The sequence below is a fragment of the Anaerobiospirillum sp. NML120448 genome (assembly GCF_023050945.1).
Taxonomy (GTDB): Bacteria; Pseudomonadota; Gammaproteobacteria; order Enterobacterales; family Succinivibrionaceae; genus Anaerobiospirillum.
In genome coordinates this window covers 1-24,622 of record NZ_JALKIM010000053.1, presented here as the reverse complement: position 1 = coordinate 24,622, position 24,622 = coordinate 1, and the positions used below count along the sequence as shown (strand labels likewise).

At 39.1% G+C, this 24,622-nt stretch carries 9 protein-coding genes; all 9 read left to right on the top strand.

Features of this window, described 5'->3' with window-relative positions:
- A partial coding sequence (locus MXE38_RS08955) for a hypothetical protein (protein ID WP_246914064.1) occupies positions 1 to 1,055 on the top strand: 1,055 nt, incomplete at its 5' end.
- Between the two features lie 243 nt (positions 1,056 to 1,298).
- On the top strand, positions 1,299 to 5,324 hold the full coding sequence (locus MXE38_RS08950; protein ID WP_246914062.1) for a hypothetical protein: 4,026 nt from the start codon (positions 1,299 to 1,301) through the stop codon (positions 5,322 to 5,324).
- 421 nt (positions 5,325 to 5,745) lie between these two features.
- Positions 5,746 to 15,246: a DEAD/DEAH box helicase gene (locus MXE38_RS08945; protein ID WP_246914060.1), complete on the top strand. Its 9,501-nt coding sequence runs from the start codon at positions 5,746 to 5,748 to the stop codon at positions 15,244 to 15,246.
- 611 nt (positions 15,247 to 15,857) lie between these two features.
- Positions 15,858 to 16,820 (top strand): tripartite tricarboxylate transporter substrate-binding protein, encoded by a 963-nt coding sequence (locus MXE38_RS08940; RefSeq protein WP_246914058.1) that lies wholly within the window; start codon positions 15,858 to 15,860, stop codon positions 16,818 to 16,820.
- Positions 16,821 to 16,971: 151 nt separating this feature from the next.
- A complete protein-coding gene (locus tag MXE38_RS08935) occupies positions 16,972 to 17,487 on the top strand; it encodes a tripartite tricarboxylate transporter TctB family protein (RefSeq protein ID WP_246914056.1) in 516 nt (171 codons plus the stop codon).
- A gap of 13 nt (positions 17,488 to 17,500) precedes the next feature.
- Positions 17,501 to 19,084 carry a tripartite tricarboxylate transporter permease gene (locus tag MXE38_RS08930; RefSeq protein WP_246914054.1) on the top strand — a complete coding sequence of 528 codons (1,584 nt, stop codon included), beginning with the start codon at positions 17,501 to 17,503 and terminating at the stop codon, positions 19,082 to 19,084.
- 742 nt (positions 19,085 to 19,826) lie between these two features.
- A complete protein-coding gene (locus MXE38_RS08925) occupies positions 19,827 to 21,191 on the top strand; it encodes a sulfatase-like hydrolase/transferase (RefSeq protein ID WP_246914052.1) in 1,365 nt (454 codons plus the stop codon).
- 624 nt (positions 21,192 to 21,815) lie between these two features.
- Entirely contained in the window at positions 21,816 to 22,958 is a 1,143-nt protein-coding gene (locus MXE38_RS08920) for an SPASM domain-containing protein (protein WP_348647377.1), read from the top strand.
- Between the two features lie 380 nt (positions 22,959 to 23,338).
- Positions 23,339 to 23,923 (top strand): DUF4274 domain-containing protein, encoded by a 585-nt coding sequence (locus MXE38_RS08915; protein ID WP_246914048.1) that lies wholly within the window; start codon positions 23,339 to 23,341, stop codon positions 23,921 to 23,923.
- Positions 23,924 to 24,622: the final 699 nt, after the last annotated feature.

Sequence of the window (24,622 nt, the reverse complement as noted above, 5' to 3'; positions counted from 1 at the left end):
AGTTTTTTCGTGAGTTAAGATTTTCCTTTCCATTAAGTGATGACAGGACAAGCTATTGCCCAGATCATGGCTTTCTTAAAGGGGTAACAATTGACTCAAATAAGCCATTTGCTAATACACTTGGTGCCGATGGTCAGTATATAAATGCAACAAATGTTTCTGAAGATAGTAGCCCTGCACGTTGTTACATAAGCTGCTCAATCTATGACACAACAAGACGATCTACATTAGAAGTTCTTATAAAAGATAAGAAAAATAACGAGCATAACGCTTTTGTTGAAATGATCCCTCTTCTTAGAAATGTAGATGGTGCCTCATTTATGACAGATGCGTTAAACTCAAGACCTAAACTTTTTGAAACTGCCATACAGCACAATTTGCATCCAATACTCCCAATCAAAACTAATAATGGCAATAAGGGCTTGTATGAAACGATGCAATATTGTTTTGATGATAACTCTCTCAAGAGTGATTCTAAAACTTACAAGAAGTTTGAGTCTCCAGTACAAATGGTAGGCAACAGAATTGAGAGTACAATTATCGAAACTCTATCTATCGATAGCCTTAAAGAACAAGATATAGATTGCTTTGATTTTGAGGCTTACAAGGGGGCTTGTACTATTATAAAGAAGACAAAGTTCACATCATTCAAGTGTAATGTTTTCTCACCCAAGGCCTTAGATAAGCTGAACAAAAAATCAGCTGAACCAAGTATCCATTTCTACATTACTGACATATCCAATGACGAACATGGATTTAAACAGATTCTTGTTTCCTTGAACGAATACTGGATTTGTGAGCAGGCACATAACGTGGCTGATACAGAGTTTGAACAAGACTATTTGTCCACTTCTAAGAAGTCATCTTGCGTTATAAGGGTAAACCTTATTAGACTGGCCGTTGATGCAATAAACCAATTTAAGAGCAATTACAACTCAACAGTCACTAAAAAGAGTCATAAGCTTACATACGAGCGCAGCCGCAGACTAATTAAGAACAAGCTATCAGATAGGCTTGAGTACCTTAAATTGTTTTTAAATGGTCTGTTTGCATAAAATGTGAACTTGATCGGTTTTGATAGTAATCTCGTAATTGATTACTTAAGCGCCACGCTAAGAGAAAAACCCACTACCTATCCTTTGAAAACTCAATCAGATCATTTACCAACCTTCATGAAAACTGCTAAAAATCGTGAACGTATAGTGAAAATTTTAAGGAAAATGCAGCAAGACTTGCTTGTATGATTGGCTTATAATCTAGATAATACTAATCATTCATCTTTGGGGAGGCTGACTATCATGAGCGATAATAATTTCTTAATTAAACCTAGTGTTCTAAGTTTTGCTGTAGCTCAGGAAATCAATAGCCTTAAAGCGCAAGCTTATCAAGCCTCTGATGATTCTCAGACCGCTCAAGCTTCCCATGCCCATCAAGCATCTCAAGCCTATCAAGCTCCCTATTTACTTGAAAACGCCCGCTCCTTACAGCTGCTACCTCATAATCAAGAGACTAATGAAAGTGCTAGCGGCATTGTGCTTTTGGGTATTTGCGAGCGCTTGATCTTTACTGATGATAGTAAGCACAGCTATGCTCTAGCCTTTGTCTTAACTAATCATTTGGATGAACCTACTCTCTCTTTGATACAAGCGCATTATGAGCATATTAAACCTATACTAGCTGCCCATAATATTGAGCCTTACTCCTCTAATTTGCATTGCTACCCTATTATGGTGCCTTGGCCTGATAGCTTTAATGACTTAGCACGTAATAGTGAAATTTTTTCTACCCCTGAGCATACTAAGCTTTTAATGTTAACTTTAAGCTTTGTGCCTGAGGCTCCTTTTGTAAAGCTCAACAATATTTACCCTCTGATAAAGTCACAAGAGGCTACTGCTATTGATAATGGCAATGGCAATGGTACTGCCCCTACAGCAAGCCAAGAGCCTCACTTTAATTTAGCTTTATCCTTGCTCTTGGATGCTCACTTTAAGGGATTAGACCTTGTTAACCTCAAGATTGTAAGTGACAGTCATGATGCTAACTTACAAGCAGGTTCTAATACAGAAGATTGGGGAATTGTGCTAAAGCTTGACTGTGCTTTAGAGCTAGAGCATATGTGCGCTCAATTGTTGTTAAATGACGATGTAGGCTTATTTGCAACCATCTATTATCAACTTACCCAAATTTTTAAGGATAATACTGATCTTAATAGCTTGACCTTAAATAAGCTTAGTGAGCTTGAGTCTATCTTACAAAACAGCGCCCTAAGTTTAACTGTTGATAGTGTTTATAGCAGAGCTAAGCGCCAATTTAGTTCCTTTAAGAGAATAGACCTTTATGGGTACACTAAAGGTAGTTCCTTATTAAAAGATAATGTTCTTGAGCTAATACAGGCCTTCTCTAATCCTACTTTAGGAGTTATTGATAAGGAAGCCTTAGTAAGCACTAATCTTAACTCATCCCAAATATTGGCCGCTCAATCCTATGGTGAGCAGCTTAAGGCTCTACTAAGCACCAATCTTAGCTGCGCTGATTTTTATCAAAATAATTACAGTGAAAGTACCCAAGAGTCACGCTCCAATTATTTAGAGCTCTGCGCTAGTAGCCATTTAAACGCCTTGGAATCAGCCCTTGCAAGCAATGCTATGGGAAGCACTGCTATTGGTACCAATTATATGGATAGTGCTGTTAATTCAATCCCTGTCGATGCTGCTAATATGGCTTCATTGGCTGATATTTTTGAGGTGCAAAGCCTATTGGTAATTGAGCGCTACCAGCTTACAGTAGTAAAAAGTTTTACCCCGCTCAGTCTCAGTCACCACAATATAGCGCCTGTGCTCTTGCTCTTGTTAAACGCTGGCTACAACTTGCAAGCTAGTGCTCTACACTATCTTGCATTGTTAATGATGAGTGATTATCTAATCTATGATTTAAACTCTCAGCAAGATCAGGATAATCCTAAGTATCAGTGTTTACTTAATGCCTTATTTAGCCAAGAAGAAAGTGCACTTACTAGCTCATTCCTTCAAAAGCTAACTAATAGTCACAATGAAATAAGACTCTTTAACAGCTATTTAGATCTGGCTTTACCTGAGGAACTAAGTAGTACTTGTAAGCACTTCTTTAGTCAAAGACCAACTAATCTCTGTGTAGATAAGACCTTAGACTATGACCCTACTATGGGCTTAATTGTTAGCAAGCTTGCTAATAGTGGTCTGTTGAGCATGATGTTAAGTAAGATTGATGGCTTTGATGCCTTTAAGCTCCCTTATTCTTTGCAGTGCCGCTTCTTTGGAGGTTTAACTTACCAAGATAGCAATTTAATTTTTAGCTATCTTAATCGTATCTTGCAAAACCGCCCAAATTCTAACTTGGCTTATGCTCTTATGGTATTGTGGATAATCTCCATACATCAGCAAGACAGCAAAACTACCTCACAATACAATTTAATCTTAACCAAGTTAGAAGAGCTCTATGTAAATCTCAATAATTTAACCAAGGCCCTTACTGAGCTTGGCAAACAGGACTTAATATCCCTTTATGGCTTATTAAAGGCCTATGAGCTAATTTACAACTATGAGGATAATGGTGCAGAACTATTGCGTCATGTCCTAAAAGATCTCTTAACTGATGTACCACTAGAACATGAGTCTTATGGCGGTACTTCGTATTTCATGCTCACAGCGCTGCATATTAGGCTCAATAGCCACAGCCTAAATACCAGCAATGACCTTGAGTGCTTAAAAAAACTCAAGTGCACTGAGCAACAATGCCTGACACTAGCCGAGCATTATCAAGATTTGGCTTTTATTAGTTTATTTGGCAACATGGATCAACTACTAAACAATCCATCAAAAACCACAGTGGATCTGTTAATAAGTCTGTTGTTTAAATTCTTGTATTCAAGCACTAACAATAAAGCTAATTCTAATCTTATGTCCTCACTATTATGGGGCTATGTCAATACTAAAGAGGATACACCGCCAAAGGTACTACCTGCGTTTATAAATGACTATTCTAAGCTTCTTAGTTTTTTAGCAGCAAAGGACTTTAACTTAATCAATAGTTTTAAATCTTTACCACCTTCTAACAAACGAGCCATTATTATTAACCTGGCAAAGGAACCACAAGCTATGGGCGTTTTAGGCGTGCTCTATCGAAATTTCAATAGAGTGAGCGCCCTTCATTGTCTTGATGAGAGTAGTTTTGAGCAATTTATTACTGCCTTAGTTTCAAATTGCCATACTAAAATTAAAGTTTACTTGCTCACAACCTTGCTCAAAGATATGAATGCTTTGCTTGAGAATAATCAAATATCCTCACAAGGGGTAGTGCTTACCAAAGAGCAAATTTATAGCTTGGGCAGACACTTGTTAAGTAGCTTTTGTCAGTGTGATGCTATAGAAACTAGCGAATACCAAGATGCTTGCTTCCAAGATAAGTGCCTACAAGATGAGGTGAGCTTTACCAATATTGCACACGACTACAACAAGGCCATGCATAAGTTGATTGGCTATGTTGTTTCTTTGGATAAGTTTAATCCTAAAAGCCTCAATAGAGAGCTTAGAAAGTTAGCAACATCACTAAGCGACGATTTAAGCATTACATGTTCACTAGAACTTTATTATCGCTTTGATATAAGATTTTGCTATCGCAATTTATTTAATATGCTTATCTCTTTAGGCTCTGAAAAATATCTTGCACGCAACAAATCCAAGCAGTCTAACTCTGGTTCAAAATCTGAGTTAAACGACCGTGCTTTATCCATTATTTTCCAGACCTTAAACAAGTTTTCTAATAATGACATTAAAGATTGCCATATTGTTTATCAACAAGTTGCATTAGCCTCTATCGCAATCTTGCCTGAATTTAATGCCACCATATTTGCACGTGAGCTGTTAAAGAATGGTGATGCTAACTTGTTGTCCTCATTAAACTCAATAGTAGTAGCATTAAGTGAGCTTAACCTACAGCGCAAACAAAAAACTTCAATTTTTGATCGACAAGGTCAGAATAAGCCAGAGAATCTTAAGACTCCAACTCTTATACTTAGAGGCTATGACTTACTTAAATATTGGTCAGAGCAATATCTGGATGAGCTGTCGTTAATTATGACTACTGGAAGACTAATTTCCTGGTGCTTAACTTTGCATCATATTAATCTTAGTCTTAATCGCCATAATTTAGGTCAATCATGTGTTGAAGCGCTAGAAAAGTTTGAGCAATCATGTTTTGAGCAGCTAACCTTAAGGGATGATTTACCACGCTATCTAAGTGTTCTTCAATCTGAGCACTATCTAAACTCAAGCTCTAAAGCATCATAAGCTGCTTAAACTAAAGTTTAAAAGCTCTTACCTGTCAACAGTTAGCCCTAACATGCCAACTGCGTGATTTGCAGCTTTTAGCAGAGGCAAAACTTTGCCCCCCTAAGAGTACCCACAAGCTTCAAGAACTCACTTGAATGCACGATAGAATTGGGCAACCTGTTTGAACTTATACACTCAGCTATACTTGGTAGTAGTGGTGGCAATAGTGGCAGTAGCAATAGAAGTAAAAGTGGAAGTGGCAAGGATTCAAGTCGGCTAGGCGGCATCTTTGGTATAAGGCCCACTCATTTTGATGATGATGATTGGGTTTTGATGGTAAAGCTATTGGCTTAAGAGTGCAATTAAGGTAATCTAGACTTTTGACATCTATTTTCAACATACTACTATGATTTAATACTGGCGTAGACGAAGGTTTCATATGCACAAGTTAGATCAAACAACTACCGCTAACTCTTTAGACACTAACTCCCCTGCTTTACTAAATGCTGGAGATGATACGGCCCAAACTTCCGATCCAACCCTTGGTGTAGGTTGTGAAGGTGATTCTAGTGTTAACTCTAAAGACGAGATCTTTGATGCTGCTAAACTTGAGCACTTATGCGCCAATAAGGATAACCATGCCTTTACCATAGCCCTGCCAATACTTACAACCCTGCTCAAAGCTAAGAACTTGGATAAAAGTAAAGATACCTTATCTGAGGGTCTGGATGTAAATGACTCTAGAGAAGAAATCTGTATTGCAACCATATTGGCTGCTCTAAATAAGACTCAGGGTGACTTTGCTGACAAGTTTTTAGAGCTTTCTAGTAATATTCAAGAGCTGATTTATCCTAAGCTTAATCCAAGTAAGCAACAGCAAGTCTTATCCTTAGCTTACAATAATGATTTTCTGTTATCCCTTCAGCTCTCACATGGTCTGCTTGAGCCTTTATTTACACGCAAACTATGCTTCATTACTATTAATGGCGACAAAGAGCACACTCAAGCCTTAATTGCCATTCCTCGCCAGATTGCAAGCACTAACCAAGAGTTAGAAAACCAAGACCTATCTAAGCCTAAGGCTTTGCTCCTAGAACAGAGAGCTGACGGTAATGAGTGTAACGAATTTGCTAATGAGTATTGGGAGCTTTATTATTTTGAGAACTTTTGCTCTGAGGATCTAATTACTTTAGATAGCTCTTATTTATTGGTAGGTGACAACTTAGTATCCCATGGGGCTTTGTTTAAGCATCACCAGATTTTAGATTTATCGCAATTAGAGCTGATATTAGAGCCAAAATTCTTAGTAGATAATCGTTTTTACGGCCCTTTTGCTGCGTCTTTACAATCTTTAGCTAACAAGATTAGTACTTATGTGCCAAAAGAATGGAGCCAAGTTGCTACCTGCCTAACAAGTGCAACCCAGTCCTCGTCCTCCTATGTGAACTCTTTGGCCCAAAATACTGATAATTTGCCTATACGCTTAGCTGTAGCTCTTTTGTATATCTGTGTAGTTAATGATGAGGCTTATAGCCCTAATATTGATGACGAGCAACTTAAGAGTTTTCACAAATTAGCTTTTAACTCAATAAAAGCTCAACTGCCTGATGCTTTAAAAGCAATACTACAAGATTACAGTTCTTTGTCTAAACGCCTAGCAGTCAATGCCAGTGTCATCAACAAGTTATGGGCCTCTAATGAGGAAATTACCAATAAGTATTACCCTGCCATAGAGCACTTGGTAGCTAAATTAGGTATTGGTGATAGCGATACAAATAATAGCTCGCTTGAGAAGTTAATTGCCCTCTTGCAACCAAGAATTGAGCGCTCTTTGATCATTATGGATGATGACTTAGTCATTCCTTTGTGCCGCTATTTTGAGCTAACTCATATTCAATACCCTCAATCTAACGATCTGAGTTCCTTTATTGCCCCTACTATTGATGTAAAGAAAATTGTACAAAAAACTAGTGGCAATGATTTACTCGATTACTTACTAGCATCTTATGCTTTTGTTTACAAAACTAGCTTGCTATGGGTATTTGATAGTGAATTAGGCTCACTTCTTCATAATGATTGCGTCCAATCCTTATTCTTTGCTCCTGAGGCTAAACTCAAAAATTTTGCGTCTTTTGCCTCTAGCAAAAAACTCATTGCCTTTGATAGCACCACTAGAACTGCAAGCAATGAGTACGCCTTGCCAGATAACAGCTCCAATACTGAGGCACACGCACAAGAAGCTCCAGAAGACACTGTAACAGGTGTCAGTGATGATACATGGGCTGTTGTAAGTGTCCCAAATAGCATCATTGTAGGTTCTTTTAATAGTATTGATCGTTGTGCTCAAATATTATTGAACTTACCTAACAACCCGCTCTTTGCGTTAACTGATGAGCTAATTTTAGTAGGCTATAGTGCCTCTATGCTCAAGTATTGCTACCAATTAAAAAGCTTAGGAAATGCCCTAAAGTTTAGTAAGATTCTTAAATACTTTAGAAAGGATCACTCTGAGTTAGCACAGCTCTCTCAATACCAGTATTTCTTTAGTGTTAAGCAAAGCAATGAGTTTTTAGATTATTGTAAATCTCAAGATTTACAGCTTAACTATCCAGCAAACAATAATACTAAACTAATCTACCACCGCCTTGGTTTAGAGAGCTTTGACTTTAGCTATATCAAGCCTAATGACAACCTTCAAAAGATTGTGCAAGGCTATGAGTATGTTACAGAGGTAGCAGAGTTTGTCTCTCCACTTAACTTTAGCCTCAATTTTGTGCGTTCTACATATGAGCATTATGGCAATTGGGAGCTTAGCTCTTTTATTAAAGAAGATGTCTATGAGCGCTATTACTATGGCTATGACAATCTTGCTAACTACTACGCAAGTCAATTAAAGCTCTTAAAGGAGCTTTTAGCACAAAATTTCATTGCTCAAGCATATACCCAGGTACTTTACATTGTTCCTTTAGAGCAGGATGTTGCTAAAGTTAGTGCCATTATTAAAGAACTTAAGGACTTTAATGAAAATAAGATAGCTATTAGTGTTCTGTCTTTAAGGGCTTTAGTAAGTAATAAGAATTACACCTCCCTTTGGTCTGCTCAAAGTGATAATACCAACAACCTTATTGTTGTGGACAACTTATTATCTAATTACGCCACTGAGTTACTCAGTATCTTTAAAGACCCACTGGTAGCATTAAAGAGCAACTTAGAGTCTCAAGTTGCCCAAGAGAATCAGTTTTTAGCAGTTTCAGAGCTAAGCAGTTTATTAGATCTTTCTTGTTTACCTTTAACTGTTACTACAAACAACAACTCGACATCTGCCTGCTCTGATAGTACTTTTATGCTTAACCTCTATCAGATGGGACGCAACTTCCTATCTATAAAGTTCTTACAATATAAGGACTCCTATTTAGGCTTTGATGTCAAGGAGTTTTATCGTGATCCATCAGCCATCTTAACCTGTATGATTACAGGTTTAATGTGCCTACTCCAAAAGTACTTTAATAGTATTAAGCCGTCATCTACTGTGGCTCTGTATTGCCTGGATTCTAAATTTACCTTTGATCTAGAAAACCCAGGCGATATTTCTTCAATTAAATATAGTAAGGCCATCTTTAAAGATTTAGGACTGGTCAGCCACTTTAAATATATTGATTTACCTCTATTTAATAGTGATGATGAACTCAATAGCTATAGAAGCTTGGTAGGCAAGTTCTTTAACAAAGACGAATACAGTCTCATCCTTAACAAAGGAACACTTGAAGAATTTGAAAGAGACCTAATTAAGGAGACAGAAGAACCTACCAAGGAGCCAGAGGTAGGGGTAGAGGTAGAGGTAGTGCCAGAAGTCCCTACAGAAAGTACTACTACTGACCAAATAAAGCATGATGACAATAGCATTGATGATAACTCTATTACTAGTTCTATCACCTCTGTAGATCCTTCTTGCGAGGAAAGAAACGAAGAGCCTAAGAACCATCATAAAACTGGTATTGGCTCAATTCTTGATAGAATTTTTGGCCCCCAAAAAGAGGAGCATGAGTCATCTAAAGAAAAGCAAGATGACACTACTACTGTTACTACTAAAGCCATTGAAACAACAAAGGTTCGCTTGCCAGAGGGCACTAAAGATAAAACAACTTTAGAAGAGCCGCATGAAAAGCCTGGCTCTGTAGATAGCAATATCTTTGTTAATTCACCTGAGTTAGTGCTTAAGTACTTAGCTTTTGATAAAGACAGCCCTGAATATCAGCAGGCGCTTGAATTTGCGCTTGGTGAAATGTCTAAGTCTTTGATTGACGGTAATGAGTGGCGTGATTATCAAAAGGCAGCCTTGCCTCATATCTTATCCCACGATAAAGATTGCATTATTTCTATTCCTACTGGTGGTGGTAAGTCTGTACTATTCCAAGGCCCAGCTTTGTTTAGAGCCATTTACTCTAAAAAGCTCAGTATTGTCATTTCACCTCTTAAGGCACTGATTATCGATCAGGTAATGACACTTAAAGCTAAAGGCTTTAAAAATGTCGATTATTTATCCTCTGATCGCTTATTCCAAGAAAACAGTGCCTGTATTGAAAAGATTAAATCTGGCCAAATCAATCTTGTGTATGTCACACCAGAACGTTTTAGAACACGCTCTTTCTATATTTTATTAAATGAGAGACTTAAGAGAGATCATGGTGCTGAGTACTTTATTTTCGATGAGGCACATTGTATTTCTCAATGGGGTAAGACTTTCCGCCCTGACTATATCTTTGCAGCAGAATGTTGTTCTTCGCTCAAAGAACAATATGGCGGCAGTTTTATCATGTGCTCTGCCACTATGACTAAACAAGTCATCAAGGATATTGAGCAATATCTGGATAACCATGTATTTTTAGACAATAAAGCTAATAAATACAACCCAATTCCAGAACACATTGTGATGTCAGTTCGAGACATCGGGCATGATCCTCAAGTAGATAAAATCGATGCTATTTTAGCTTTTATTGAAAGCAACAAGATTGACTTTAACAAAAGTCGCATGATCATTTTCTGTCAATCAAGAAGGATCTGTGAGGAGCTGAGCGACGATTTAAATACAATCGCCAATAACCGCAAACAATCTAACCCTCAAAGCCCAATAGCAGCAATAGCTGGTCATGTTTCTTATTTCCACGCTGGCCTTAGCGCAGAACAAAGAAAATATCGTTTTGAATGCTTTAAGAACAGCTCTAATTTACCAAATGACCAAGCTCAAACAGCTGTTTTAGCAGCAGACCAAGCAACTTGCGATTATGAGCAATATACATTGAGCAGAGATCTAAAAGCACTAAAAGATACTGCCGAATTATCCTTAGAAGAGGAAGAGGATAGCGATACTGTACACAGCGATAATACCTCAAGCAATAAAAGGGACATTTTTATTCTCTGTTCTACAAAAGCCTTTGGCATGGGTATGGATATTCCTAATATTCACTATGTGTTGCACCATACTCTGTCAAATCTCTTTGAGGACTACTTGCAAGAGGTAGGTCGTGCAGGACGCTCTTATCAAAGTTATCAAGATACTTTCACCAATAATAGAAAGCTACCTGCTCTGTGCTTGTATGAACAGCAAGATCTTGATGACCATGTAGCAAAAATGAATAACAATATGATCAGTTGGGGCGATTTAGTTTCTGCTGAGAGGTTGATCCGCTCTTATATTGCTGAGTTTGAATCTTTGGATGATGCTAAGCAATTACCTTGTATTGTGCCTATTTCTGTAATAGATCGTTCTGAAAACAGTATTCTTGAGCCTAATATCCAAAGCATCTCTGATAGTGTATATGCTCGTATTGTATTCTACTATTTAGAGTATTTTACCCGCATAAAAATGCTCTTTAGAGGACAGGTGCCTCTGTTGTTCTCTGTCAATAAAGAACAATTAGAGCAATTTTTAACTAATAATATTTGTAAACCATCCTTGTCGGAATTTAACGCAGATGATGGCCAAAGCAATCTTGTTCACTTCTTGAAAGAAGAAAAGCTTTCAAGACAGAAGCAGAGTTGCATCCAAGGCGCTATTTCCTTGGCTCAATTTTTTATTAATGGTTTAAACTATTTTGAAAATCAGCTAGATGCAACACCTAATAGCAATATCCTTAACCATGATAGTGATGTTGATAATGTTTTTGATGGTGCCGAGGCTTGTTCTGATGCCAATGCTGATACTGAGCAGCTTAAGGATGTAAGCTCTTCACCAAACAATGCTCTTTCTAAAACAAACTCAAGAAAGATACTTGAGAGTATCTTAACCAAAGTTAAAAGTGAAATGCACCAAAACCGTTTCACTTTTGATGTTAAAAATTATTGTAAATTTACAAAGCTTAATAACAATGCTGTTTACAATAGTTTGATTGAGCTTAATCGCTGTCAAGCTTTACGCTTAGAAACACCTTTGTTAATTAACATTTTAGACAAGAGTGTTAATGAGACTAATTGGTTCTATTCTAAATATCTAGAAAAGCACAAGAAGATAGCTATTACTGATCATCAAATCACTTTAATGCTACCTACCTTAGGAGTTACATTAGCTGTTGTAAGAGAGCTCCTTGATGAAGCCTATCAACACTATGTTTATAATAAAGAGAGCGATGATGATGCATATGCATATGCAGGTGAATGGTTAGGCGAAAAGTCAGATGACTTGGAGCTGGATCAAGCATATTTGGAAAAAGAGCGCATTAAAGCTCATAACCGCAGTGATCTTAAAAAGCGCTTAGACCAATCTCATTATGCCTTTAAAGGTGGTAAGATTGAGTTAGGCAACCCTTGTGAGTATTACTTTACAAGTAATCATTTGCTATCTTTAGTAAAAGATAATTTAGGCAACATTGAACACTTATGCCATAAGCTTACGATTAATAATGATATAGTCTCATATATGCCATGGGAAACAAATGGCGACAGACCTTTGAATCAAAATAAGAGCACTACCTATTTAGATAGACTTATCATTAAATGCATAAGAACGTTCTTTGTAATTTGCTCTTACTTGCCTAATTTTGAACTAAGAGCTGGTAGCGATAAAAGTGTAAATATTGAGTCTGCCTCAGACTTTATACTTTATGCGCCAAATCAGTCCTATCATCTTATGTTAGATGTGCTTGCTCAAGATGCAGTTGAGCTTGTATTTATGCTTACTAAGCAAAACAACTTAACACTCACTCCAATATTGGCAGGTTTAGAGCAAGTTAACAAATCACGTAGCCTTCATGTCTATAATTGGATGGACTTAATTGATAACAATGGTTTAGTGCATGACGATCCCAAGACACTATTAGCTAACTACGACTTATCATGTAGCCGTAGTGATTTTGACCAGCTCTATCCTTTATGTCAGAGTAAATTTGATGGCTTTGGCTACTTTAGTTTCTTATTAGATGTACTTTCCAATCTAAAGCTTACCTATAACAGTAATATTATTAACTTCGGTTATGAAGTTACTCTTCATGAGGACGCAATTGAGCCTTTAGATGCTGCTATTAAAGAGGACTCACCTTTCTATCCTTTACGCAAAGAACTTGAGATGGTAGATAAAACCAATCATGCTCGCGCTTTAATCATGAAAGTATTTCTTACCTGTCTAGAAGATAGTGAAAGAGCTGAGTTTATTGAAAGGTTCTTTAAAATTGAGGATTATCGTGGCTATGTTGATTTATTAACCTTATATAGCCAAGGTATTGATGACTCTATTCTCTCTGAACTTACTTCTGAGGCTCTTAACGTTCAAGAGGCTAAGTTTAAAGATAATGCTGAGCAAAAAGCCATTTATGAAGAGCCTCTTAGCGAGCACCATATTAATGTTATTTCAGGTCCAGGCTCTGGTAAAACCTTTATTCTTACCATGAAGGTTGCTCGTTTAGTGATCCGTGAACATGTGTCTCCAAGAAATATCTTGGTATTGGCCTATAATCGAGCTGTAGTTACTGAGCTTAAATCACGATTAAACAAGCTCTTTACCGAGTTAGGCTTAGGTGGTTTGGCTCATAGACTTAATATTTTTACCTTCCATGGTTTAGCCAAGTATTGCCTAAAAAATGCCTTAAATGACATTGATCCTAAGGAATGGGAGTATAAGCTTTTAGAAAATCTCCAGACTAACCATCAAGAGTATCTAAAGATCTTTAAAAACTTGGAATATATCTTAATTGATGAGTTCCAAGATATTACCTTTACTCGTCTTAATTTCTTATTGCTCTTACGTCAATTAAACCCTAGAGTTCACTTCTTTACCATTGGCGACATGAATCAAAGTATTTATGGCTTTGATCGTGTTAACAATGAAATCGGAGAGGACTTTGTTGCCTTTGCTCAAAGCTTGGTAGACCCTAACTATAAGGTAGATGTAACCTCTAACGTAACACCAAAAGAGCGTAATTATGCCCTGCTGTTGCATCCTTATCCTTATTATGAATATCTCAATAAGCTATTACAGCCTAAAACACTGCACTTGTCTCAAAACTATCGTTCCTATCAAGGAATTTTGGACAAGTCTGCGCAGTTTATTGACAATACTCGGCTATTGCCCGTTAGCAATGCCGCTTTGCAACAATATGCTGTAGAGAATTGTGCTCTAGAGTTTAAAGCAGAGCTTTTATATAGTCATATGCCTCATTTCTTTGAAAAGGCACGAGAGTCTTTGGCTGCGGAAAATTCTGAAAAGACTTCCAATCCTTTTGAAACACAAGATGAGAAGGCATTGCATAATGTAGTTAACACTATTGCCTTCTTATATCGCACCAATAATGATGTCTATAAAGGCTTTTCTGCTTTAAACAGAAATTTACTTGAAGATTTTGATATTTACATTCAAGGTAGTAGCTCATGCGAGTCTTTCCGTAAACGTGAGTTATTTGCTCTACAGCAATTTATTGAAAAACAGCCTAAGCGTATTACCATCGATCCTCAAGCAAAGAATTACTTTGGCAATAAGGTAAAGCAATTCTGCCTATCAAAGATTGAGCAATTTAAAAATTGGGATAGCCAACTGTTGGATATAGGCTATTGTTTGGTCTTAAACTTTATTGCTGAGCGCAGAAGTCAATCCACTTCTGCATCTGTTGCTATTGAGGAGCTAAAAGATTATTACTACGATATTTTACGCTCGGATGATAATCTGCAACTAATGAAAATATATGATGCCTATAAGGATCAACACCTTATTCCATCTAAACCTCTTAAGCTAATCTTAAGCACCATGCATAAAGTTAAAGGCTTGGAATTTGACATGGTAATTGTCATGCCATCAAACTCCTCTTTGCCTTTAATTCCTCATAATACAGGATCTATAGCATTAGATCAGGCCAACAACTATGCTGATTTACAAGAGGAGAAAAGATTATATTATGTTGCCTACACCCGTGCTAAAAAATACCTACTCTCTTATATTGGCCCTCGTGAAGAAGCTTTAAGAAACAATAGATTAAATATAGTTTCTGAAACTCAAGAACAAGGCTTTGTTAACAATGACGCTAGATTGGATCACTACTACATAAGCTTTAATGCCTTGGAAAGCAACTTTTTCAATAATGACTATATTGAAAACCATGTGGCTATTAATGATCCTGTCAATATTTACTATGATCCAAGAAGTAGGAAATATCTCATTCTTCATGGCAGCTCTAATCATGTAGTTGGATGTTTATCATCTAAGAACCCAATAGCTAGATCTATGGCCAGAAGGAATGTTAATTTTCTTACAGGATTTTTTGTTAGCTCTGTAGTTGCTTGGACTTATCAAGATACTTGTCAGTCTGATGAAAATTCAAATATTGATAATCCTTATGGCAAGAAGTCCGAATTTGCCAAATCGTGGTCTCAAGCAGCCATTGACAAAGGCTATATCTACATTGTCATGATAGCAGGCTATGGCTACCTATATAGGCCTCAGCTTCAACCCCAGCAGTAGCAGCAGTAACTTGCATCCTAAAAATAATTCCTGGCTTGCATCCACTGGGCAATCCCAGTGGATTGAGCCACTATCTTTACAACCAAGTCCCAAGGTAGGCCAATAACCAAAACCAAGGATCTCCTTGTCCTGGGCTGCGTTTTTGGCTTAAACCACTACTTTTGACCTGTGCAAGATAGCAGCATTAGCAAAAGACTGCGCTACAAACTTAAGGCTTGTCCTTTGGATTTGGCTTGTGGCTAAATACATTTGTATGAGCATTAGCTTGGTGACAGCCAGTGTCTTTAGACTTGGTAAGAGCGCAAGGGCGGGGCGCAAGCTAGATGCGACAAGGGTTTGCAGGCACTTAAAGGGGGCGCTGTTGAGAGTGTTAGGGGACTAAAAGTTTGTCTTTACTCACACTTTTAGAAGTTAATCTGTGATTCAGTAGTACATTATGACAAAGATCATATCGAGATAAGGCAAGTTAGATGCAAAATCTAAAACGTAGATTGCACTGGCCTAGCTTCTTTGCTTGTTTGCTTGGTCAGATTTGTTGACCTCACATGTTTTTTAAGGTTCTTGTAAACCAGATAAGCATGCTAGTTTAGGTCACGTTTAGGAGTTTGTTTATGAAATTTGCCTCTCTTCTTAAGACTACCGCTGTATTATGCGCTTCAGCTATTATTGCAACTGGCTGCGGCTCTGATAAGAAAACTTGGACAGTTACCTGCCCATGGGCTCCATCAGGTGTTGCTGCTATGGCTAGCCAAAAGGCTGCTTCCCTATCAACCACTTACTCTAAAGATACCATTTTGGTAGCTGAGGCTGTTAAGGGCGATACTGCCACTATTAACACTTGGGTAATGGATAAGAAGGGCGGTGATCCTGCTTTAACCTTTATCAATGAAGGCTTATTAGCTATTAGTCCTATTATTGATCCAAAGAAAGTTCGCTTCTCTGAGGACGACTTTGTAGTCATTCAGAACCTCTATTCAGCTATTTTCGTACTATCCAGCCAAGATACCCTTGGCCTTAAGAACATTGATGATCTCAAGAGCTATGTAGCTAATGGCGGCAAGGTCAATATTGCTGTTAATGGTGCTACCTCAACAGAGGCTTTCTTAGCTACTGCTTTATTTAATGAGATGGGTTGCAAAGACTTAAAGGTTACCCCTTATACCTCCGCAGCAGAGGCAGCTCAGGCTGTTGCTAAGGGTGAAACTAACTTTGCTATTTCTCACCAAACCCAGATTTTAGAAACTGCTCAACAAGGCAAGGTAGACGTAATTGCAGCCTTTGCTGACAAGACCTTAGAGCACGGCCCATTTGCAGGAGTACGTGGTGTAGGTGAGTATGGCTATCCATACATTACCAATGCTTGTGTGGTAGCTGCAAAAGCAGGCACCCCTGATGCTGATGTTAAGAAATTACGTGAGCTTTACGATGCCATCTTAAAGGACGAGTCTTTTGTAAAATGGGCTCAAGAGACCATGTTAATTGAAATCAATCCTATGAGCGATGCCGATTTCACGCTCCATTTAGAGCAAACTCGTGACATTGTAAATGCCTACAAGGATAAGGTATTAGGTTAAATAAGAGCTAACAATCACTAACTCAATTTAAGCTAAAAAAACATCAAAGGCACAGCCTTAAGTTTCAAGCTGGGTGCTGTGCCTTTTTTGTACCCAAAATTTAGCAAATAATGCACTTTTTTGTAGTTGAATTTAATTTTGTGGTCTTAGTATGAACTCAATCTTAGCCCCTCTTGATGCGATTAGAGACGCTACCAAGGCTCGCTTAGGAGATAAGAATTTCTCCTATCCCTCTAATCTTACAGCTGGCCTGGTCTGTGCCATTATAGCTATCATTATGCTCATGGTAATTCCAAGCCAAATTGAAATTTCTGAAAAAGATGCTGTTAATGGCCGTGTCTTCCCTGAGTTGTTAATGTATTTAATGCTCATTTGCTCTTTAGTACTGATTGGCAAAGATCTCTACTGCATGGCAACTAAGCAACCATTACAGATGAAGACCATTAACCTCTATGTTGAGCTCAAAGCTCTAATCATCATCTTAATCTTGATTGCTACCTATTTAATTAGCAAATATACCGAGCTCTTTGTTCTGGGTGGTATTTTCTGCTCTATAGCATTCTTAGTCTTTTTCAATTGTCGTAAGCCTCTTTACTATGCTATTACCATATCAATTGCGATTTTAATTTGGGTAGCATTTAAGTTTGGCTTAGGCGTTAACTTCTAAGGGCGGGCATGTCATGTTAGATTATATTATTCCAGCATCAGGTCTGCTCTTTACCTTACAAAACATCATTTGGATTAACCTTGGTGTTTTCATTGGTGCAGTGTTTGCCTGTATTCCAGGTCTAAGCGTAATTCTGTGCGTAATTTTATTCTTGCCTCTTACCTATCAATTAACAGCCATTCCAGGCATGATGTTCTTGCTAGGTATTTACTGTGCAGGCTCTTATGGCGGAAGCGTGAGTGCTATCTTAATTAACACTCCAGGTACTCCACACGCAGCCGCCACTATGCTCGATGGCCACCCTCTTTCTAAAAAGGGTCGTTCTCGTGTAGCCTTAAAGATTGCTCTTTATGCCTCTACCATTGGTGGTACTATTTCAGCTTTTATGCTCTTATTCTTAGGCCCACAGGTAGCAAAAGTAGCAGCCCAATTAGGTACAGCCGAATACTTTATGGTTTGTGTCTTTGGCTTAACTATCATTGCAGGTGTATCAGGCAAGAGCATTATTAAGGGCATTATTTCAGCTTGTATTGGTCTAGTCATTTCCTGTATTGGCTCAGACCCAATGACTGGCTATGATCGCTTAACCTTTAATGTCGATCGCCTCTATTTAGGTTTAGACCTTGCTATTTGCTTAATTGGCTTATTTGCTTTAATTGAAATTATTGCTAAAGCCGATGGTATTGTCCAAGAACTTAAGATGGACGAGCGTAAAAAGCTTGATGATGGTGTTATTACGCCTGACGAGAAGAAGCGCATGGTTCGCCCTATTTTAATGTCTTCATTCATTGGCTGTATGGTGGGCATTATTCCAGGCACTGGCGCTGCTGAGGCCTCATGGTTCTCCTATAATCAAGCTAAGAACATGTCCAAGCATAAAGAAGAATTTGGTCATGGCTCAGTTGAGGGTATTGCCGCTGCCGAATCAGCCAACAACGCAGTAACAGGCGCTACCTTGATTCCGCTACTCACCTTAGGTATTCCAGGTGATGGTACTGTGGCTATTATGCTCTCAGCTTTAATGATTAATGGTTTAAACCCTGGCTTATCCTTATTCACCACTGATGGCGATATTATGTACGCCATTATGTTAGGTTTAATCTTAGTTAACATCTTTATGTTAATCCAAGGTAAATATCTAACTCGTGTTTTTGCCAAGGTTGTAGCAGTACCTCAAGAGATTTTAACCCCAATTATTGTGCTCTTCTGCTATGCAGGTGCTTACTCTATCAATAAGAACTACTTTGATGTATCCATTGCCCTGTACTTTGGTATTGCAGCTTGGTTCTTAAGAAAGCTTGATCTCCCTGCTATCCCTATCTTATTAGGCTTAGTATTAGGTGATATGACTGAAACTAACTTCCGTCGTGCCCTTATGCTCTCTGATGGCAACCCATCAATCTTCTTTAGCTCAGTATACTGCTGGATCTTTATTGCCTTAATCGTATTAGCCTTAGGTGCCATCATTAAAGGCAAGATCAAAGAAGAGCGTACGCTCCGTGAGCTAAAAAAACAGCATGAAGCCGAGGAGGCAGCCCTAGCCGCAGCCGAGGCCACAACATCAACCGCAACCACAGCTGCTAAAGAGGAAAAATAACTTATAGCTTGATAGCAAGCCCTACAGGCCTATAAGCAAACTATCTTATAGGCCTACTATCTGACAGGCCTAAGGGCCTACGGGCCCGTAAGCCATAAAATCCTAACAATCTTAACTAAATTAAGGTAGCTTCCCAAACTACCTTAATCCATTAAGCCAAGCTTAACAAAGCCAAGCTTTTCCCAGCACTTACTGCTCTTTTACAGGGGTGCACTAAGCTTTAGCACTAACAAGCTAAGTTATAGCTTAGCTTGCTCCTAGCTGATGCCCAGCCTCTGCAAGGCTTTAGCAGCGAGAGATAGATTGGGCAAAGATTGGCTCTAGTAAGGCTAAGTGAAGTTTTGAGCTTAAAGGCTGACCTGGCCTTGATTAGCTAGGCCTGGCCTGGCCAGAATAAGCTAAAGAGCCACTAAAGCCTAGGAACTTACAGCTCTGCTAAGAAAGCAGCTTCGCTTTTAGGAAAATTATGGCTTGAGCATAGGATAGATTGAGTTATTAATCAGGCTTTGACTATAGCTATTTACAGCAAAGCTATTTGTAAGGCTAAAGATGTAGCCTTCTTATGTTTTGCTCTAAGGTAAAGACTTTTAACACACACAAGTGCGCCTAGTTTGATACTGGGCGCAATCTAAAGAATTTAATCTCTCACAAGCTTTTTTGGTTGCCCTTAGCTTATGCAGGGTAACTTTTTAGCTAATGGTTTTGCTCTCTCTATATATATAATCACGAAAAGGTGTCAAATATGTCTACTACTAAACGCCCTAATATTATTTTCTACTTTACTGATCAACAGCGTGCTGATACTTGCGGTTGCTTTGGTCAACCTCTTAATATCACTCCAGTATTAGATGAGCTTTCTCAAGAGGGCGTTAAGTTTAATAAGGCTTTCTCCCCTCAGCCTGTATGCGGCCCATGCCGTGCTTTATTCCAAACTGGTAAATATGCCACTGACACTAATTGCTTTAGAAACAATAAGATGTTGCCTAAAGATGTTAAGACTTTAGCTAACTACATCGAAGAGGCTGGCTATGAGACTGCCTATATTGGAAAGTGGCACTTAGCCTCAGAGGGTGAGCTGGAGAAAAAACCAACCATTGACCATACTGTTACAGCCATCCCTAAAGAGTTCCGTGGTGGCTATACTGGCTTTTGGCGTGCTGCTGACGTGCTAGAGTTTACCTCCCATGGTTATGATGGTTTTGTGTTTGATGAAAACAACAATCGTGTTGACTTTAAGGGCTACCGTCCTGATTGCATTACCGATTTAGCCTTAGACTTCTTTAAAGAGCGTGATAAGTCCAAGCCTTTCTTTATGACCATTTCTCAAATTGAGCCTCACCACCAAAATGACCATGCTCATTACGAAGGCCCTAATGGCTCTAAAGAGAAGTATAAGAACTTTACTCTACCTCATGATTTAGCTGTTTTAGGTGGCAATGCTGCTGAGGAATATCCAGACTACTTAGGTCAGGTAGCCTCCTTAGATGAAAACTTAGGCCGCTTAGTTGCTAAGTTAAAAGAGGAAGGCATTTATGATGATACTGTCATTATTTTTGCCTCTGACCATGGCTCTCACTTTAAGACCCGTAATACCGATGCTCACTTAAATGGCTATGATGACTATAAGCGCTCTTGCCATGATGCTGCTTTACGTGTGCCTTTAGTAATTGCAGGTGGCCCATTTAAGGGTGGTTTAACCTCAGAGCACGTAGTTTCTACCGACTCTTTACCAAAGACCATCTTAGCCTTAGCAGGCGTTGATGTGGGCGATAAGATGATTGGTGAAAACTTATTAGACGTAGTCCAAGAAAAAGATCCTAATCGTAAGGAAGAGGCCTTTGCTCAAATCTCTGAGAGCCGCATTGGTCGCTGCATTCGTACCGATAAGTTTATGTACTCTGTTTATGCCCCTGGTGTTAACGGTGGCGAAAAGGGCTCTGCTGACCTCTATCGTGATGACTTCTTATACGATTTAGATTTAGACCCTTACGAGCTAACCAACTTAATTGACAACCCTAAGTACACCAAGATTAAGCTGGAACTTCGTGAGCGTCTCCTCAACTGGATTGAAAAGGCCGAGCACTACCGTCCAGTTATTGAGGATTAGTACAGCCCCTATCTTTTTCTAGCAATCTACACTAAACAGCCTATGCCCACCATGCGTCGACATAGGCTGTTTCTTTACTAGCCCATGAGCAGTATTTAAAAATTTGTAAAATTAGATTACCCTTAAGAAGCCACCACCAGCCATACCCTTAACCATGACTCAGGCCCTAGCCATGCCCATGCTTATGTACAGGTGTGTACAAGCCCAGACCCTGGCACTGGCTCAAACCAAGGCCCATGCTTTAGCATGACTGTTGCAGTAGCTGTGGCTTTGCTCATAGCCCTGTCCCTGGCCTGGAATTTAGCCTTGCAATGGCTGTAGCTGTGGCCTTGTATTTGCTGTTAGTGCAGACTTTTACATTGTTATGGCTCTGATATTGCCCCAGGGCCTGGGCCTAGGACTTGGCCTTGGGCAGAAAATTGGCCAAGAAATTAGCCTTAGTTTGAGCTTTACTAGTGGCATTAGCTTTGACCTTGGCTCTAAATAGAGCCTGGAATGATATGAGCTGCTTTTATGGGCTTTGGCTCTAGGGAAGCCCTTGGCAAGTTGTCTCCCTCTTAGTTTATTCATTTTACCCATGGCCATAAGGACTATGGTGTCCGCACTTTTGAGATTTTATTCTTTATGAAAAGTTTACAACTACTGATTAAGCCTGCCTCTTCCTTATGTGACCTAAAGTGCAAGTACTGTTTTTACCATGACTTGGCTACCCATCAAGCTCTTAGTCCCAAGATTATGAGTGTAGAAACACTTGAGCTTACCATTAAAAGAGCTAGTGAATACTTTGCTAATGCCCCTAAAGACGAACCAAGCTATTTATCCATACTGTTTCAAGGTGGTGAGCCTACCTTAGCTGGTCTTGATTACTTTAAGCAGGCTATAGCTTTTCAAAAGCAATATTTTGCTCACTTACCGCAGGTTCAAATCTCTAATGCCATTCAAACTAATGGCTGTAAACTTGATGATGAGTTAGTCTCTTTTTTAGTAACTAATGACTTTTTCTTTGGTATTTCTCTAGATGGCCCCAAAGCTCTACATGATGCTATGCGTATCCATCGCAATGGCAGTGGTTCCTATGATGAGGTGAGGGCAGGCATTACTAAGCTCCAAAAATTTGGAGCTCAATTTAATGTCTTATGCGTGCTAACCGACCTTAATGCTCTTAACATTAAGTCTGTCTATGAGCACTTTAAAGAACTAGGCTTCTACAACCACCAATACATTGCTTGCCTTGAGCCTTTTGAAAGACTTGGGCAGCACTCAAAGGAGCAGCCGCTATTTTTATCTGAGCAGGCTTATAGTCAGTTTTTAATCAACATCTTTGACTTATGGTATCAGGACTTAATGGAGCAAGGCACCTATATATCCATTCGTCATATCGAAAACTATTTGGCCCTCTTACTTAATATGAGCATCAACTCCTGTAATATGACAGGTGTATGCCAAATTCAAAACGTAGTAGAGAGCTCAGGTAAGATCTACCCTTGTGACTTTTTTGCCCACGACGATTATGAGTTGGGCAACCTTACAGATCATGACTTTGAGTACCTACAAACCAATAGCAAAGCCCGTACTTTTATTGAGCAGTCCCATCAACTGCCTAATGACTGTCAGCATTGCCCATATTTATCCCTATGCCGCAATGGTTGCTATCGTGAGCGCCTCAATGGCAAGAATATTCACTGTGCCGCCTTTAAAGCTTTCTTTGCAGCCCGTCTGGATAAGCTCAAGCAAGCTGCAGCTCACTTAGCTCGCATGAACAGCTAACCGCTAAGCCCCTACCCAAGCTCCCATGGCCACAAGCCCCCAAGACACCCATAACGCAACTTCAATTATTGCACTAAGGCTATCTCTGCCCTAAATACTTATCACTACACTACAAAAGCCCTTGCCCTCAAAGCAGTGCAGGGGCCAAGGGCTTGCATCAGTGCCAGCCCAGCTGCTGGGGTTAGCACCAGTGCAAGTCCTGCTGCTGTTAACACTAAGGCTAGGACTGGCGTTGGCACGGGCACTAGTACTGGCGGTGGTGCGAGTAATGCAACATTAAAGGCATGATGCTGTTGAGAATAGCTAAGAAGATCTCATTTTGTGAGCTTGATTTTTGCTATCTTAGCTTACAGGCACAGATATTCTTAGGAGGCTAGTCTATGCTGACACTAAAAGATCTCTTAGAGGACAATGTTGATTGGGATGAAGTTGATATCGATGATGAGGAGTTTGAGCGTCTCAGTACTGAGCTAATCATCGATTTTCTAAAAAAGCATGGCCCTTATGAAAGACAACAGCTCTTAACTAGCTGGAACTTTGATAACGGCAAAGAGGTACTTCAATGGATAGCTGAGCAGCCTGATACTGATAAAGGCACCATACTGTTGCTCTATTGGTATATGAACCCTGGCTTCTTTAAGCAATACCAAGACCGCCAAGATTGCATTGATCAAGGTCATGACTATCTGTTAGAAGACTATGATCTTATTAGCACCATTGAGCGCAACTATCTATCAGGCTTTTATCAAAACCAAGTTTACGGCTTTGACCCCAAAGCTGATCCTTACAACAGCGGCTATGATTGGACTAAAGAAAATGCTGATGTGAAGGGTAAGGTAGCCATTCCTGATGAAATGTTTATTGCCCTAACAGGAGAGGTCATTGATCCTCCATCATGGCAAGAGGGCATACCATCAGAGCTTGAACCTATTATGGATAAGCTTTGTGAAGCTGTAGACGAATAGGCCTAACCCCCTATATCCTCTAAAGCAAGCACAAAGCTAAAAGCTAAAAGCTAAAAGCTGCTCTCACAGCTAACTTGCTAACCTCATAAGAGTACTACTCTTAGCTTAAGCTCTATTGGTAATTAAGCACTTATTGGTACTATCAGTCTTAGCTCTTTTGAGCTCTTAAGCTCAACTCAAGTTTAGCACCTGTTTTCTTCATAAAAGCCTGACTCTGATAGAGTTTCAGGCTTTTATTGTTTTTCATATTATGGGTACATACTCTTTATTGCAATAGTGATTACTTTTATAGTCCATAGCCAGTTGCGCTTAAGGCCTGGCCATCCCTTTCACAGCAAGGCAATCCACGGCAAGCCACAGCATGGAATGTCATTTCATTGCAAGCCCTGGCCTAGCCTATCTTTGCCAGGCTTTGCTATTCTTATCAGGGGGGCTATTTTCTTGGCTTGGCTATGCCATGCTGTGCTGAGCATGGCTTTGCTATTCTAAACTTAACTTTTATTAGCTTGGCCACTTTAGCTTGGCTTGGCTGAGCAGGAATGAGCTGGGCTAAAAGATAAGGCAGCATAGTGCTAGTACTAGATTTCAAAAGTTCGTCACCCCCCCCTACAGTATAGGAGGCAAGTTATAGTTATAGTTATAGTCGATTTTTATAAAAGCTTTGATAAAAATTAGATTATAATCAGGGGCTATGAATAT

Coding starts and splice junctions, on each gene's coding strand:
- MXE38_RS08945 (WP_246914060.1), top strand. CDS start 5,746: ATGCACAAGTTAGATCAAACAACTACCGCTAACTCTTTAGACACTAAC.
- MXE38_RS08920 (WP_348647377.1), top strand. CDS start 21,816: ATGAAAAGTTTACAACTACTGATTAAGCCTGCCTCTTCCTTATGTGAC.
- MXE38_RS08915 (WP_246914048.1), top strand. CDS start 23,339: ATGCTGACACTAAAAGATCTCTTAGAGGACAATGTTGATTGGGATGAA.
- MXE38_RS08925 (WP_246914052.1), top strand. CDS start 19,827: ATGTCTACTACTAAACGCCCTAATATTATTTTCTACTTTACTGATCAA.
- MXE38_RS08950 (WP_246914062.1), top strand. CDS start 1,299: ATGAGCGATAATAATTTCTTAATTAAACCTAGTGTTCTAAGTTTTGCT.
- MXE38_RS08930 (WP_246914054.1), top strand. CDS start 17,501: ATGTTAGATTATATTATTCCAGCATCAGGTCTGCTCTTTACCTTACAA.
- MXE38_RS08935 (WP_246914056.1), top strand. CDS start 16,972: ATGAACTCAATCTTAGCCCCTCTTGATGCGATTAGAGACGCTACCAAG.
- MXE38_RS08940 (WP_246914058.1), top strand. CDS start 15,858: ATGAAATTTGCCTCTCTTCTTAAGACTACCGCTGTATTATGCGCTTCA.